9 protein-coding genes are annotated in these 15692 nt (G+C 67.5%); all 9 read right to left on the reverse strand.

Features of this window, described 5'->3' with window-relative positions:
• Positions 1-21: 21 nt before the first annotated feature.
• From AB8M46_RS21540 to araB, 9 genes are read right to left on the reverse strand one after another with little or no spacing between them, the layout of a single operon-like run.
• On the reverse strand, positions 22-3756 hold the full coding sequence (locus AB8M46_RS21540; RefSeq protein WP_394361336.1) for a glycoside hydrolase family 2 TIM barrel-domain containing protein: 3735 nt from the start codon (positions 3754-3756) through the stop codon (positions 22-24).
• A 22-nt stretch (positions 3757-3778) separates the two neighbouring features.
• Positions 3779-5236 (reverse strand): family 43 glycosylhydrolase, encoded by a 1458-nt coding sequence (locus tag AB8M46_RS21545; RefSeq protein ID WP_394361337.1) that lies wholly within the window; start codon positions 5234-5236, stop codon positions 3779-3781.
• Positions 5237-5238: 2 nt separating this feature from the next.
• Positions 5239-7773: an alpha-L-arabinofuranosidase C-terminal domain-containing protein gene (locus AB8M46_RS21550; protein ID WP_394361338.1), complete on the reverse strand. Its 2535-nt coding sequence runs from the start codon at positions 7771-7773 to the stop codon at positions 5239-5241.
• Between the two features lie 38 nt (positions 7774-7811).
• Positions 7812-9059 (reverse strand): multiple monosaccharide ABC transporter permease, encoded by a 1248-nt coding sequence (mmsB, locus tag AB8M46_RS21555; RefSeq protein WP_378421691.1) that lies wholly within the window; start codon positions 9057-9059, stop codon positions 7812-7814.
• A gap of 3 nt (positions 9060-9062) precedes the next feature.
• Positions 9063-10586, reverse strand: coding sequence for a multiple monosaccharide ABC transporter ATP-binding protein (gene mmsA, locus AB8M46_RS21560; RefSeq protein ID WP_394361339.1), 1524 nt, complete (start codon positions 10584-10586; stop codon positions 9063-9065).
• 4 nt (positions 10587-10590) lie between these two features.
• Positions 10591-11718 carry a multiple monosaccharide ABC transporter substrate-binding protein gene (gene chvE, locus AB8M46_RS21565; RefSeq protein WP_125733723.1) on the reverse strand — a complete coding sequence of 376 codons (1128 nt, stop codon included), beginning with the start codon at positions 11716-11718 and terminating at the stop codon, positions 10591-10593.
• A gap of 26 nt (positions 11719-11744) precedes the next feature.
• Positions 11745-13250: an L-arabinose isomerase gene (araA, locus tag AB8M46_RS21570; protein WP_394361340.1), complete on the reverse strand. Its 1506-nt coding sequence runs from the start codon at positions 13248-13250 to the stop codon at positions 11745-11747.
• Positions 13247-13930: an L-ribulose-5-phosphate 4-epimerase gene (locus AB8M46_RS21575; RefSeq protein WP_394361341.1), complete on the reverse strand. Its 684-nt coding sequence runs from the start codon at positions 13928-13930 to the stop codon at positions 13247-13249. Before AB8M46_RS21575 ends, araA begins: the two co-directional genes overlap by 4 nt.
• The gene (gene araB, locus AB8M46_RS21580) at positions 13927-15600 is read right to left on the reverse strand and encodes a ribulokinase (protein ID WP_394361342.1); all 1674 of its coding nucleotides are present in this window, start codon (positions 15598-15600) and stop codon (positions 13927-13929) included. The genes AB8M46_RS21575 and araB overlap by 4 nt, the downstream gene beginning before the upstream one ends.
• Between the last annotated feature and the right edge of the window lie 92 nt (positions 15601-15692).

Genomic DNA, 15692 nt, shown 5'->3' on the forward strand with positions numbered 1-15692 from the left:
CCATTTACGAGGCCCGCCGAGTCAGCCGCCGGTCGGCAGCCCCGCCCGTGCCTCCTGCGACGTCAACGGACGCAACGACAGCGTGTACTCGTACGTGCTGTCCGGCTGGACCTGGCTGCGTTCCCGCACCGGGTTGGGCGTGTCCCCGACCCCGGTCACCGCGTGACTGGCGTGGAGCGTGAACCAGCCCTTGTTGCGCTGCAACTGGAACGGGTACGCCGCCCGGTCGAGATCGTCGAACGGTGTCACGCTGACGTCGTTCGCGCCTCCGACCAGCAGGCCACCGGTCCGGCCGTCGGTGAGCAGCGCCCACCGGCTGTCGGTGTGATTGCCGTGGTCCTGCGGCCGGTGGTACTCGACGTACTGTTCGTCCACCGTGCTCGACTGCACGCCGATCGGGGTCCCGTCCTTGCGGTCGACGTAGCTCTCGGCTTTCCGTCCGTACCAGGCGAACCGGTCATACCGGTCCGGCACCGCCAGCGAGACACCGATCCGCGGCAGATACGGCAGAGTGCGCACACTCCCCTGCGGAGCCACCCGGTTGGCGAGGCTCAGCGTCCCGGTCCGGTCGACGGTGTAGGTCATCGTCTGGTCGAACCACGCCCCGGCGACGTCCGGCGCCGCGACCCGGCTGTCGACGATCACCCGAACGCCGCGCGAGCCGTCCTGCTCGACCCGGACGCCCGTGACCGTGGTCTTCAGCCGATCGAGCCCGGCCTTGCGCCAGTCCTCGCCCTCAGCCCTGCCCCAGGCGAACGTCTCGTTGCTGATCGGTGCCCGCCAAGCGTCGAGCTTCGGAGCGCCGCTCAGCAGTTCCTTGCCCTGATACCGGATGGAGGCCAGCGTTCCGTTGGTCTTGTCGACCCGATATGTGACGCCTGCCGCCGTCGCCGTCACCGATGTGGTGTCCTCGACGACTCCCACGGACTTCCCGTCGAGCGGCGTCCTGTCCAGGCCCGGAACCCGCTTCCCTCCCAGGGGGAACTGATCGTGCGCCAGGACATGTCCTCGCGCCGGCATCGGCTCGCCTTGGGTCGTCACCGCTTCGACGATGAGGAACCGTTCGCGGTCCGCGGGATTCGGCGGCACCGGAACGGTGACCTTTCCAGTCGATGCCGCGGCGACCCGCAACGGCTGTTCCCCGTGCGCGACGACCCGCGAGCCTTCCTGGATCCGCCACCGCAGGTTCAGCTCGTCGGTGCCCTTGAACTGCCGCTCATTGGTCACCGAGACCGTGCCGCCCGAGTAGGCGAAGCGCAGCGGCTGATGCGCCCAGGCCAGCTGCGCGGTTTCCGGCTGCACCGACCGGTCCGAGCCGATCAGACCGTCCACACCGGACAGGCTGGAGCCGTACGACAGGTGACTCCCCCGCTCCGTGACACTGTCGAAGTCCAGCGCCAGCACGGCCCCGTCCGCGGGAGCCGCGCCTGACAACTCCGTGGCGGACAACGGCTTGTCGTAGATGCGGACGTCGTCGACGGCTCCGCGGCCCATCCAGCCGATGGTCGACGGGTCGTTCCACGACGTCTCGAAGTCGCGGCCGATGTTGACCTCCGCCGAGGACGAGTCGATCGCGCCGGTGAACGGTTTGCTCCCGATCTCCTTGCCGTCGAGGTACAGCCGCAGGGCCGTGCCATCGTACGTACCGCTCACCCGGTGCCAGTTCCCGTAGAAGTCGGCGGGCACCTTCGCCTGCACCGCCTGCCACGTTCCACTGTGGATGAAGAACTCCAGCGTGTCCTCCGTCTTCATCTTCAGTGCGTACTGGTGGTCGCCCTTGCCGAGGATGCGGAAGTCACCGGTCCACTTCCCCGGTTTCACCCAGGCGTCGAGCGTGAGCGCCTTCCCGGTGATGTCGAGTTTCCGGTCGCGGTAGACCTCGACGAAGTCGTCGAGGCCCGACAACGCCAGCGCCTTGCCTCGATGACCTTCGACCAGATCCGGCTTTCCGCTGAGATGCGCGGAGATGGCGTTGCCCGACGAATCGGGCGTGAGCCGGATCGGCTGCCGGATGTTCTGCTCCGCCCAGTCCCAGATGAACCCGCCCTGGGTCTGCGGATTCGCCCGGATGGTGTCCCAGAACTCGCGGAAGTTGCCGAGACTGTTGCCCATCGCGTGCGCGTACTCGCCGAAGATCAGCGGTTTGGTGGTGCTCTTCGCCTGCTCGGCGAACTTCTCCGGCGACGGATACCGCGGCCCCCAGACGTCGGCGAACGGCGCGTCGCCGTCCGGGCTGTTCGACTGGTGGTAGATCGGCCGGGTCGGCTCGTTCGCGTCCAGCCATTCCGCCAGCGCGAAGTGGTGCGCGCCGAGACCGGCCTCGTTACCGGTGTCCCACAGGAAGACGCTCGGATGGTTCTTGTCCCGTTCGACCATGCCGATCATGCGGTCGAAGAACGCGTCCCGCCAGGCCGGGTCGTTCGCCTGGCAATACCTGGCGCAGTTCTCGTGGTTGTGGGTCTCGATGTCGATCTCGTCGTCGATCCAGAGCCCGTGCCGGTCGGCCAGTTCGTAGAAATAGGGATCCGACGGGTAGTGCGACGTGCGGACCGCGTTGACGTTGAGCTGTTTCATCAGCGCGACGTCGCGTTCCTGTGCGCGCCGGGGCACGTGCCTGCCGTGGTCGGGGTCGGTCTCGGCGCGGTTGACGCCTTTGAACAGCACCCGTTTCCCGTTGACCAGCAGCTGCTTGTCGCGGATCTCGATCTCGCGGAACCCGGTCGTCTCACTGGTGATGTGTGTGACGCGGCCGTCGGGCGCGGTCAGCGTGAGGACGGCCGTGTACAGGTTCGGTGTCTCGTCCGTCCACTTCGCCGGGTCGCGGACGGGCAGGCTCAACGTGGTCTTGCCGCCCGCGTCGACCTCCCCGCTCGTGGTCCCGACCTCCTTGCCCGCCGCGTCACGCAGGCTGAGCCCGACGCGGTGCTTGCCCGCGGTTCCGCCGGGTTTGGTGGCGACCTCGACCGCGGCCTTGAGGGTGGCGTCGGTGTAGGTCGCGTCGAGGTCGGTCGTCAGCCCGACGTCTTGGACGAACGTGCCCGGTGTCGAATACAGGTTCACCGAGCGGAAGATGCCCGAGTACCGCCACTGGTCGACATCCTCCAGGTAGGCGCCGGCACTCCAGCGGTGCACCTGCACGGCGATCCGGTTCGGCCCCGGCCGCAGCGCGGACGAGATGTCGAATTCCGCCGGTGTGTAGCCGCCCTGGTCGTAGCCGATGTACGTCCCGTTCACCCAGACGAAGTACGCCGACGTGACCCCCTCGAAGCGCAGGAACGTCTCGCGTTCCGACCACTGGGCGGGCAGGGTGAAATCGCGGACGTAGGCGCCGGTCGGATTCACGTCACGGGGAACGCGCGGCGGGTCGTCGGGCTGGATCTCGGTGGCGATGTTGCGGAAGATCGGGTGGTCCAGACCGTCCGTCTGCCAGGTGTGCGGCACGGACACCTCACGCCAGCGCGACGCGTCGTATCCGTCGTCGTGGAAACCCTTCGGCACCTGAGAGGGGTTGTCCGCCATGGCGATCCGCCATTTGCCGTCGAGCGACATCGTGTAGGGACTGCGTTCGTCGTGGCGGGCGGCGGAGGAAACGTCCGCGTACGGACGAAGGTGGGCGTGTGGTGGCTCCTGTCCTTCGGAGACTTTTCGTGGATCGTCGAGATAGGACTGGACGTCGGCGGCCGCCGGAGAGCCGGTCGCGACGAGGGTCCCGGCGAGCATCGCCAGGACCAGGACGATGGGGCGTGTTCGCAGCACTGCGTTCAACCTCCCAGGGAGTTCAGCCGAGCCGGAAGCTGACCCGTTGACGATCCCGCACCGTGGCACCCGGACGGAAGACCAAGATCCTTCCCTTGTCGTGGGCCAAATAGGTGGCAGGTTCACCCGGGAGGCGGAACGACACCGCCAGCCGGTCGGAAAGCCCCGGCACCTGGGTGAAACTCGCCGCCCGGCCGTAGGCGTCGCTTTCGTCGTACGGATCGATCCGCACGGTCGTCGCGTCCACCACCCGGACGTACCGGTCCGGGAAGTTCACCGACTGCAAAGCGACGGTGCCCGCGCCACGGAATCCCGCGACGATGCGGAACTGGGAATCCGCCAGCTCACGGACATTGCCATCGGCGGTCAGCCGGTACTCGTAATGCCGCACGTACAACGCGGGATCGTCCAACGGGGACAGTCGCACGCAAGGTCCGCCTTTGCCGACCGGCACACCGAAACTCGGCGTCCCGTCGTCGTTCCAGTACAGCCGTTGCACCCGGGTGTGCCGATTCGGGTCGTACAGCGGGTCGCCGGTGATGTCGCGGTAGTCGCGGGCGTGGTACACGAGGACGTCCGAGCCGTCCTCGGCGACAGTGAACGAGTTGTGCCCGGGACCGTACTGCCGGGTCGCCTCGTTCGTGGTGAACACCGGCTGCGGCGACTTCGTCCACGAGCGCGGGTCCAGCAGATCCGAACGTTCGTCGGCGGTGAGCAGCCCCATGCAGTAGCGGGCGTCGGTGGCACTGGCCGAGTAGGTCATGAACACCCGCCCGTTGCGGACGAGCACCGCCGGCCCTTCGTTGACCTTGAACCCCTGGATCTCCCAGGGCAGCGTCGGCACCGCGAGCCGGACGGGATCACCCTTGAGCGCGAGCGGTGACGCCATCTCGGCGAGGTACAGATTGCTGTTGGTCGCGATCCCCGGTTCGCTCTGCGCCCAGGCGAAGTACCGCTTGCCGCGATGCTCGAACGTCGTCGAGTCCAGGGTGAAGGTGTCCCACTTCGTCACCATCTGTCCGCGCAGCACCCAGGTGCCTGCCCGCGGATCGTCCGAAGTGGACTCCAGCACGTACGTCCTGATGCGGAACACGTCGTCGGAGTCGCCTGCGGCGAAGTAGACGTACCAGCGCCCGTCGATCCGGTGCAGTTCCGGCGCCCAGATGTGGCCGCCCATCTTCCCGGACGACGGACGTCGCCAGATCGTCGTCTCCCTGGCTGTGGCCAGGCCGTCGAGTGTGGCGGCACCGCGGACGACGATGCGGTCGTACTCGGGCACCGAACCGGTCAGGTAGTACATCCCGTTCACCGGCCGGGTGATGAACGGATCAGCCCGCTGCTCGACCAACGGGTTCCGCGTGGTCAACGGCACGGGAGCGGCTTCGGCGGCTTGGGCCGTGCCCGGCGCCAGGCTTCCGACGGCGGTGGCGGCCAGCAGTCCGCCTCCCGCTCTGAACAGGTCACGACGATCGATGGTCATGGTCATCCCCTCACTCGGGCCGGGAACCGCAGGAAGGTCACGGAGTTCGGCGGGAAGGTGTACGTGAAGGTGTTCGAGACGCCGGAGAATCGCGATTCGCGCGGTGCGATCGGCGTGGTGAAAGCGGTGTTGACGTCATCCGGCGAGCCCTGCAACGTCGTCACGCGGGCGGTCGCGCCAGGCTGGACGCGAGAGCCGAGGTCGACGCGGGTCCGGGCCGCGGAAGCCTGCGCGTTGACCACCTTGACCACCAGTTCCCCGGTCTTGACGTCGCGGGTGACGACCTGGCGGAACGGCTCGGCGACCTTGTCGTCGGTGAACGAGCCCCACTTCTGCCCGTCGAGGAAGAGCGTCACCTGACGGCCCCTGACCTCGACCCGCAGGTCGTACTGCCTGCCGGTCTCGATCTTCGTGTCGTTCTGGATGAGGGTCTGCTTGCCGCCGCCCTCGGTCTTCTCCACGGCCGAGACGGTGTTGTTCCAGCCGCCGAGGTTCCACCAGTAGTTGTTGCCGGTGTCCTTGACGCCGAACGCGACCAGGAAGCCTTCCTTGCCGCCCGTCTTGGTCGCCTTCACGGAGAAGTCGTAGTTGCTCCACGAGGGATCGCCCGCGGTCACGAGGGTGTTCTCGGCCGCCTGATCCGACTGGACGTAGGCCCCGTTCGACACCGCCCACGATCCCCGCCCGGTCACCTTCGACCAGCGCGAGTCGTCGCCGGAGAAGTCGTCCGAGAACAGTTGCGCGCCGTCGGCCGAGGTGACCTTGACGCCGTCGTACGCCGCGCTCGTCGCCCAGGTGGACAGTCCGATCGCGCCCGAGATGGGAGCGACCGTGGCAGGCGTGGCCGACGCCCTGCTCGGGACCACGTGATCACCGACGTTGGTCATGAACAGTTTCTGCGTCTCGTAGCTGGCCGAAGCCCACGAGCGCTGGTTGTCGAACCAGATCATGTCCGGCTTCCACTGCACGTAGTCGGTGTTCGCCAGCAGGGGCGCGTACGACGCGAGCTTGACGACGTCGGCGTTGCGTTCCAGGCCGGTCATGTACGCGGCCTCGGCCAGCGCGTTGCCGAACTTGTTGTCCAACGACGCGTACTCGCCGAGGAACACCTTCGGGCCGTTGCGGTCGTAGGCGTCGTACCGCTGGTTGTTCTGCAGGAACCACTGTGGACTGTTGTAGTAATGCTCGTCGACCATCGAGACCTTCGCGTTCCGGTTCAGGTCCCACAGCCGGTCGAACGTCGTGCCGGTGTCGTCCGGTCCCGAATTGCCGATCACGGTGATCCCCGGGTACTTCGCCGCGATCGCCTTGCGGAACTCGGTGAACCGGGCGAAGAACTCGTCGGGCAGGTTCTCCTCGTTGCCGACGCCGACATGCGTCAGGTTGAACGGCGCCGGATGCCCCATCTCGGCCCGCTTCCTGCCCCAAGTCGAGGTGACCGGGCCGTTGGCGAACTCGATCAGATCGAGGGTGTCCTGGATATGCCGCCGCAGCAGCGCCGGATCGTCGGTCACCTTGTTCTGCCCGCAGCCGGTGACCAGCGCCGGCACCACGGGCAGCGGCATCGCACCGATGTCCTCGGAGAACTGGAAGTACTCGTAGTAGCCGATGCCGTAGGACTGGTTGTAGCCCCAGAAATTCGCGTTCGTGGCCCGTTGCTCGACGGGACCGATCGTGTCCTTCCACTGGTACGAGCGCTTCCGCTCCCAGTTCGGCGCCTCGTAACCCTGGTGGCTGCCGGTGTTGACCAGGCAGCCGCCGGGGAAGCGGACGAAACCGGGCTTGAGCGCGGCGATCTTCTCCGCGAGGTCGGCACGCATTCCGTTGGGGCGGTTCTTGTAGGTGTCGCGCGGGAAGAGCGACACCATGTCCAGCCGCAGCGTGCCACCGCCGGACGCGGTGAGCGCGAGCCTGCCCAGCGCGCTCGACTCCCGCGCCCGGACGGTGCCGGTGTAGCGCACCCAGCCGTCGCCGCGGACCTGGACCCGCAGCGGATCGGCGAGCGCCTTCCCCGCCGGATCGGTGACGGCCACCGTGAGCGGGGTGCCCGCCGCGCGATCCGTCCGGGCGAACACCGAGAAGTCGTACTGCTTGCCTCTCTCGACCCGGATCCCCGAGTTGTAGCCCGAATTCGCGACGCCGTACTCGCCACGGGTGAGTTCGAGCTTGAGATAGCGCCGGTTCCGCTCGTTGAGGCGCCGATCGTCGTCGGCCACCGTCGCCGTGCCGATTCCCCCGTCGAGCGACGTGGGCGCCCACGAGGTCAGCGGGGTGTACGACGCGTTGTCGGCCTTGTCGTACTCGAAGGAACGGTTCTGCACGAGTTCGGCGTACAGTCCGCCGTCCGCGGCGCGGTTGATGTCCTCGAAGAAGACGCCGTACATCGAACGGTCGATCGTGGCACCGCGTCCCGCCGCGTCCACGGCGAGGGTGTAGTCGGTCGTCGGTGTCTGGCCCGAAGCGGTCTGGACGGGCACGAGGACACCGGCGGTGATGGTCAGGGACAGCACACCGAGCCGGACTGATCTGCTGCGCACAGCACTTCCTTTCGCGACGTTGCGAGGAACCGGAGTGATCAGGCGGCGGTACGGGCCCGCCGTTTGGTCCAGATGTCGTAGGCGACGGCGGCGAGCAGCACGAATCCCTTCACCAGGTTCACGCTCTCGGTCGGCGCGCCGATCAGGGACATGCCGTTGTTGATCACGCCCATGATGAGCCCGCCGGTGATCGCGCCGACCACCTTGCCGACCCCGCCCTGCACCGCGGCGCCGCCGATGAACGCCGCGGCGATCGCGTCGAGTTCGAACATGTTGCCCGCGGTCGGCCCGGCCTGGTTGAGCCGTCCGGCCACGATGATCCCGGCGAGCGCGGAGAGCACGCCCATGTTGACGAAGATCCAGAACGTCACGCTCTTGACCTTCACGCCGGACAGCGTCGCCGCTTGCAGATTCCCGCCGATGGCGTAGATGTGGCGGCCGAACACCGCCCGCGTCGTCACCAGCGAGTAACCGATCACCAGTACCGAAAGCAGGATCAGTACCCACGGCAGGTTCTTGTACCGCGCCAGCTGGACCACCACGAACAGCACGACGGCGGCCGCCGCGGCGATCTTCAGCAGGAACATCGGCAGCGGATCGACCTCTTGCAGGTAGTTCAGCCGGGCCGTCCGCTTGCGCCACCGCGAAACGATCGCTCCCGCGATGGCCAGGGCACCCACCAGCAGGCTGACGACGTCGGCGCCGCCGAGCGGGCCGAGCCCGATGTTGCCGAGATAGCCGCCGGTGAACCCGTTCGCCAGCGTGCGCACCTCGTCCGGGAACGGGCCGATCCCCTGGTTGCCGAGCACGGTGAGCGTCAGCGCGCGGAAGATCAGCATCCCGGCCAGCGTCACGATGAACGCCGGAATGCCGAAGTAGGCGACCCAATACCCTTGCCATGCCCCGATCACCGCGCCGACGGCCAGCGTGATGAGCAGCGCGATCGGCCACGCCACACCGAGGTTCACCATCAGCACGGCCGAGATCGCGCCGGTCAGCGCCACCACCGAGCCGACCGACAGGTCGATGTGCCCGGCGATGATGATCAGGATCATGCCGATCGCGAGGATCAGCACGTACGAGTTCTGCACGATCAGGTTCGAGATGTTCTGCGGTTCCAGCAGCGCGCCGCCGGTGAGGATCGAGAACAACACGACGATCAGCGCGAACGCGACGTAGATGCCGCTCTCGCGCGGGTTGAACGAGATCCGGCGCGGCGCCCTGGCCGGCGCGGCTCCCTGCTGGTCACCGGCACCGGTGACGGTGTCGGCGGAGGCGGTGCTCATGTCTTACTCCTGTTCCCTGGTCATCGCCCGCATGAGGACCTCTTGGGTGGCCTCGGCCCGGTCGACCTCACCGGTGATCCGGCCCGCCGACAACGTGTAGATCCGGTCGCACAGCCCGAGCAGTTCCGGCAGCTCGGACGAGATGACCAGCACGGCCTTCCCCTCCTCGGCGAGCCGGTTGACGATCGTGTAGATCTCGTACTTCGCGCCGACGTCGATGCCGCGCGTCGGCTCGTCGAGGATCAGCACGTCCGGATCGGTGAGGATCCATTTGGACAGCACGACCTTCTGCTGGTTGCCGCCGGAGAGCGTGCCGGTCACGCTGCGCACGTCCGGTGCCTTGATGTTCATGCTCTTGCGGAATTCTTCGGCGACACGGTGTTCTTCGTTCTCGTCCACCCAGCCGCGGCGCGCGAGTTTGCCCAGTGCGGCACCGGAGACGTTGCGCTGGATGTCCTCGATGAGGTTCAGCCCGTAGCGTTTGCGGTCCTCGGTGGCGTAGGCGATCCCGTTCGCGACGGCGTCGCCGACCGTGCGCACGTCGATCTCCTTGCCGTCCTTGATCAGGCGGCCGGAGATGTCCTTGCCGTACGAGCGGCCGAACACGCTCATCGCGAGTTCGGTCCGCCCGGCGCCCATCAGGCCGGCCAGCCCGACGATCTCGCCGCGCCGCAACGTCAGGCTCGCGCCGTCCACGACGACCCGGCCGTGTTGCGTCGGGCTGTGCACGGTCCAGTCCTCGATCCGCAGGACCTCGTCGCCGATCCGCGGTTCCCTCGGCGGGAACCGGTTCTCGAGTTTCCGCCCGACCATCCCGGCGATGATCCGGTCTTCGGTCACCGCGCCCGCGTCCAGCGTCTCGATCGTCCTGCCGTCGCGCAGGATGGTGATCGAGTCGGCGATCGCGGCGATCTCGTTGAGCTTGTGCGAGATCAGGACGCAGGTGACGCCGTCCTCGCGCAAGCCTCGCAGCAGTTCGAGCAGATGCGCCGAATCGTCGTCGTTCAGCGCCGCCGTCGGCTCGTCCAGGATCAGCAGTTTGACCTCTTTGGACAGTGCCTTGGCGATCTCCACCAGCTGTTGCTTGCCGACGCCGATGTCCAGCACCGGCGTCACCGGGTTCTCGCGCAGGCCGACGCGCCGCAGCAGCTCGCCCGCCTCGGCGTTGGTCCGGTTCCAGTCGATCAGCCCGCCGCGGGCCTTCTCGTTGCCGAGGAAGATGTTCTCCGCGATGGACAGTTGCTGGCACAGCGCGAGTTCCTGGTGGATGATCACGATGCCGCGCCGTTCGCTGTCGCGGATCGCGGAGAACGCGCACGGCTCGCCGTCGAAGACGATCTCACCGTCGTACGAGCCGTGCGCGTAGACACCCGAGAGCACCTTCATCAGCGTGGATTTGCCCGCGCCGTTCTCGCCGCAGATCGCGTGGATCTCTCCCCGGCGCACCGACAGGTTGACGTCCTGCAGCGCCTTGACCCCGGGGAAGGTCTTGGTGATCCCCCGCATCCGAAGGATTTCGTCGGTCACGTCGCTACCTCAGCTGTTCCGCTTTGTAGTAGCCCGAGTCGATGAGTTCCTTCTGGTAGTTGCCCTTGTTGAGGATCACCGACTCCAGCAGGAACGCCGGGACGACCTTCTGCCCGTTGTTGTAGTCCGTCGTGTTGTTGGTCTCGGCCTTGCCGCCCTTGAGCACCGCGTCGGCCATCTTGACCGTGGTCTCGGCGAGCTTGCGGGTGTCCTTGAAGATCGTCGAGTACTGCTCGTTCGCGATGATCGACTTCACCGACGCGACCTCGGCGTCCTGGCCGGTGACCACCGGATACGGCTGGCCTGGCGTTCCGTAGCCGTTGCTCTTGAGCGCCGAAAGGATGCCGATGGAGAGCCCGTCGTACGGCGAGAGCACGCCCTGCACCTTGTCGCCGGAGCTGTAGGTCTTGGTCAGCAGGTCTTCCATCCGCCGCTGTGCGGTCGCCGCCTGCCAGCGCAGGATCGCCGCGACGTTGAAGGCGGTCTGGCCGCTCTTGACGACCAGCGTCCCGTTGTCGAGGTACGGCTTCAGCACGGACATGGCGCCGTTGAAGAAGAACGTCGCGTTGTTGTCGTCCGGCGAACCAGCGAAAAGCTCGATGTTGAACGGTCCCTTGCCCTCGCCGGGAGAACCGTCCTCTTTGAGCACCTTGAGCCCGGTGAGCAGCGACGTCGCCTGCTGAACGCCGACCTTGAAGTTGTCGAAGGTGGCGTAATAGTCGACGTTCGGGGTGTTGCGGATCAGCCGGTCGTAGGCGATGACCGGGATCTTCTTGTCCGCGGCCTCCTGCAGCTGGGTGGTGATCGCGGTGCCGTCGATCGAGGCGATCACGAGCAGTTTCGCGCCCTTGGTGATCTGGTTCTCGATCTGGTTCACCTGGGTGGGGATGTCGTCCTCGGCGTACTGCAGGTCGACCTGGTAGCCCAGCTTCTCCAGCGCCGCCTTGATGTTGTCGCCGTCGTGGATCCAGCGTTCCGACGATTTGGTCGGCATGGTGACGCCGACGAGGCCGCCGGCCGCGCCTCCCGCGGCCGCCTGCTGATCGACGGTCTTCTCACTCGAACCGCAGGCCGTGAGCGCGGCACCGAGGCCGACCGCCACGGCCAGTGTGGCCAGTTTCGTGAACTTCATTGTTCCTTCTCTCCGGTGGGGACCGATCAGAATCCTTGTGCGAGCCGGTAGTAGGCCTGGTTCCAGCGCATCCGGTCGGCGATCGCGGCGGGCGTCGTGGCCTGGTCGATCACCAGCAGTTCGACGTCGAGCATGGTGGCGAAATCCCGGATCGTTTCGGCGCCGACGGCCTGGGTGAGCACCGTGTGGTGCGGCCCGCCCGCGGTGATCCAGGCCTCGGCGGACGTCGCCAGCGACGGCGCCGGCTTCCACACCGCGCGCGCCACCGGCAGATTCGGCAGCGGCTCATCCGGTGCGACGACCTCGACCTCGTTCGCCACCAGGCGGAACCGGTCACCGAGGTCGGCGAGGCCGATCACGACCGCGTCGCCGGCGGCGGCGTCGAAGACCAGCCGGACGGGATCCTCGCGGCCACCGATGCCGAGGGGGTGGATCTCGCACGAAGGCTGGGCAGCGGCGATGCTGGGACAGACCTCGAGCATGTGCGCGCCGAGGATCTTCGGTTCACCGGGGCCGAAGTGGTAGGTGTAGTCCTCCATGAAGGACGTCCCGCGCTCGGAGTCGCGGCCCATCGCCTTCACCGCGGTCAGCAGCGCGGACGTCTTCCAGTCGCCCTCGCCGCCGAAGCCGTAGCCGTCGGCCATCAGCCGCTGCACGGCGAGACCCGGAAGCTGCCGCAGGCCGCCGAGATCCTCGAAATTAGTGGTGAAAGCGCCGAAACCGCCGCTCGTCAGGAACGTGCGAAGCCCTTGCTCGATCCGGGCCGCGTACCGCAGCGATTCGTGTCGCTCCCCCGCCTTCGTCAGTTCCGGCGCGAGCGCGTACGTCTCGGCGTACTCGTCGACGAGAGTGTCGACCTCGGCGTCAGGCACCGCGTCGACCAGGGCGACGAGTTCGTTGACGCCGTAGGTGTTCACCGAGACGCCGAACTTCAGCTCCGCCTCGACCTTGTCCCCGTCGGTGACCGCGACGTCGCGCATGTTGTCGCCGAACCGCGCGAGCTTGAGCGAGCCGATGGTCTGGCGCCCGACCGCCGCGCGGACCCAGGCGTCGATCCGGTCGGCGACCGAGGGATCCGCGGCGTGCCCGGCGATGGTCTTGCGCGGCACCCCGAGCCGGGTCTGGATGTAGCCGAACTCGCGGTCGCCGTGCGCGGCCTGGTTCAGGTTCATGAAGTCCATGTCGATGGACTGCCACGGCAGCGCCTCGTTGAGCTGGGTGTGCAGATGCAGCAAAGGTTTCCGCAGCGCATCGAGCCCGGTGATCCACATCTTCGCCGGCGAGAACGTGTGCATCCAGGCGATCACCCCGACACACGCGTCGTCCGCGTTCGCCTCCAGCATCACGCGCCGGATCGCCGACGGTTCCGTCAGCACCGGCTTCGCGACGATCTCGGCCGAGATCCGGCCGGTGTCGGCCAGCATCCGCTGGATCTGCAACGACTGGCCCGCGACCTGTTCGAGGGTCTCCTCGCCGTACAGCGCCTGGCTCCCGGTGAGGAACCAGACCTCGGTCTTGCGTTGTGTGCTCACTTCTCTCCCTGGCCGTAGACGTTCTGGTAGCGCGCGTAGAGCCGGTCCACGTCCTGTTCGGACAGTGGCTCCGGCCTGCCCAGCGCGGAAGCGATGTGGACGGTTTTGGCGACGTCCTCGACCATCACGGCGGCCTTGACCGCGTCGCGTGCGGTGCGGCCGACAGTGAACGGGCCGTGGTTGCGCATCAGGACGGCGGGCGACCGGCTGGATCGCAGCGTCTCGACGATGCCCCGGCCGATCGAGTCGTCACCGATCATCGCGAACGGCCCGACCGGGATCTCGCCGCCGAACTCGTCCGCGATCATCGTGAGCACGCACGGGATCGGTTCCCCGACCGCGGCCCAAGCGGTCGCGTACGTCGAATGCGTGTGCACGACCCCGCCGACCTCCGGCATGTGCCGGTAGACGTAGGCGTGTGCCGCCGTGTCCGAGGACGGCGCGAGGTCGCCGTGGACGACCTCGCCGTACAGGTCGGTGACGACCATCGTGTCGGCACTCAGCTCGTCGTAGGACACCCCGGACGGCTTGATCACCATCAGGTCGTGTCCGGGGACCCGCGCCGACACGTTGCCCGCGGTCCAGATGACCAGCTCGTAGCGGGTCAGCTCGCTGTGCAAGCGGGCGACGGTGTCACGCAGCTCTTCGAAGGTGTCCGTGATCTCCACGGCGAGGCTCATCGGTGCGGTCCTTTCCGGACGGAACGGCGGCGGGCGGCGAGCCGGTGCATGACGTCGTTGGCCCCACGGCCGAAGTAGTCGTGCAACGCGGCGTACTCGGCGTAGAGGTCGTTGTAGGCCTTGACGTTCTCGGCGATCGGCCGGTGGACGGCCCGGCGGACCGAGCCCATCGCGAGCGCGGCGGCCGGGACGTCGGCGTGCGCCCCGGCTGCGACGGCGGCGTGGATCGCCGAGCCCAGCGCGGGGCTCTGGGCCGAGCCGGCCACCGAAAGCGGCAGGTTCGTGACGTCGGCGTAGATCTGCATCAGGAGCGGGTTCTTGACCAGGCCACCGGCGACGATCAGTTCGGTGACCGGCACCCCGGCGCGTTCGAAGGTCTCGATGATCGTCCTGGTCCCGAACGCGGTCGCCTCCAGGAGCGCGCGGTAGGTGTCCTCGGGCCGGGTCGCGAGGGTCTGGCCGACGACGACGCCGGACAGTTCGTGGTCGACCAGCACCGACCGGTTTCCGCTGTGCCAATCGAGCGCGACCAGTCCGTGCTCGCCGATCTCCTGCACCGAAGCGAGCCGCGTGAGCAGTTCGTGGACGGAGATCCCCGCTTCCCTGGCGTCGTCCACATAGGACGCGGGCGTGCCGTGTTCGACGAACCACGCGAAGATGTCGCCGACGCCGCTCTGGCCGGCCTCGTAGCCCCATTTCCCGGACACGATCCCGCCGTCGACGACGCCGCACATGCCCGGTACCTCGCGCAGTTCGGCGCCGTTCATCACGTGGCAGGTGGAGGTGCCCATGATCGCGACCATTTGACCGGGCTCGACCGCCTGGACGGCGGGGGCGGTGACGTGCGCGTCGACGTTGCCGACCGCGACCGCGATCCCCTCGGGCAACCCGGTCCATTCCGCCGCTTGAGCGCTCAGGCTCCCCGCCTTGGCACCAAGGGCACCCAGCGGATGCGCGAGCTTGTCGTCCACAAAGGACCCGAAGCCGGGAGCCAGCTCCTCCAGGAACTCCGTGCTCGGGTAGCGGCCGTCCTGCAGGATGCCCTTGTAGCCGGCGGTGCAGGCGTTCCGGACGTAGGTTCCGGTGAGCTGCCAGACGATCCAGTCGGCGAGTTCGACCCAGTGGCGCATCTGGGCGTAGACCTCGGGCGCCTCTTCGTAGACCTCCAGTGCCTTGGCGAACTCCCACTCGGAAGAGATCAGCCCGCCATAGCGCGGCAGCCACGACTCACCGCGCTTCCGCGCCAGCGCGTTGATCCGGTCTGCCTGTGGCTGGGCGGAATGGTGACGCCACAGCTTCACGTAGGCGTGCGGGTCGTCGGCGAACTCGGGCAATTCGCAGAGCGGCGTGCCGTCGGCCGTCGTCGGCACCATGGTGCACGCGGTGAAATCGGTTCCGATGCCGATCACGTCGGCGGGATCCGCCCCGGCGGCACGGACGGCCTCCGGCACGGCGGTGCGAAGGACGTCGACGTAATCCGACGGCACCTGGAGCGCCCAGTCCGGCGGCAGACCGTGGCCGGTCCGCGGCAGGATCCGGTCGATCACGCCATGCCGGTACTCCGAAACCGCGCTGCCCAGTTCCGCGCCGTCGCGGACGCGGACCACGACGGCCCGGCCGGACAGCGTCCCGAAGTCGACGCCGACGACCAGCGGCTCCCTTGTACTCACTTCTTCTCCAACTGTTAGCGTTCACATTTCTGGTCGAAAACCACGATCACCCGTGTTTGGAGCCGTAACTCACGTGTTTGAAGCCGGTCCGG

Source organism: Amycolatopsis sp. SB7-3 (assembly GCF_041021335.1).
Taxonomy (GTDB): domain Bacteria; phylum Actinomycetota; class Actinomycetes; order Mycobacteriales; family Pseudonocardiaceae; genus Amycolatopsis; species Amycolatopsis japonica.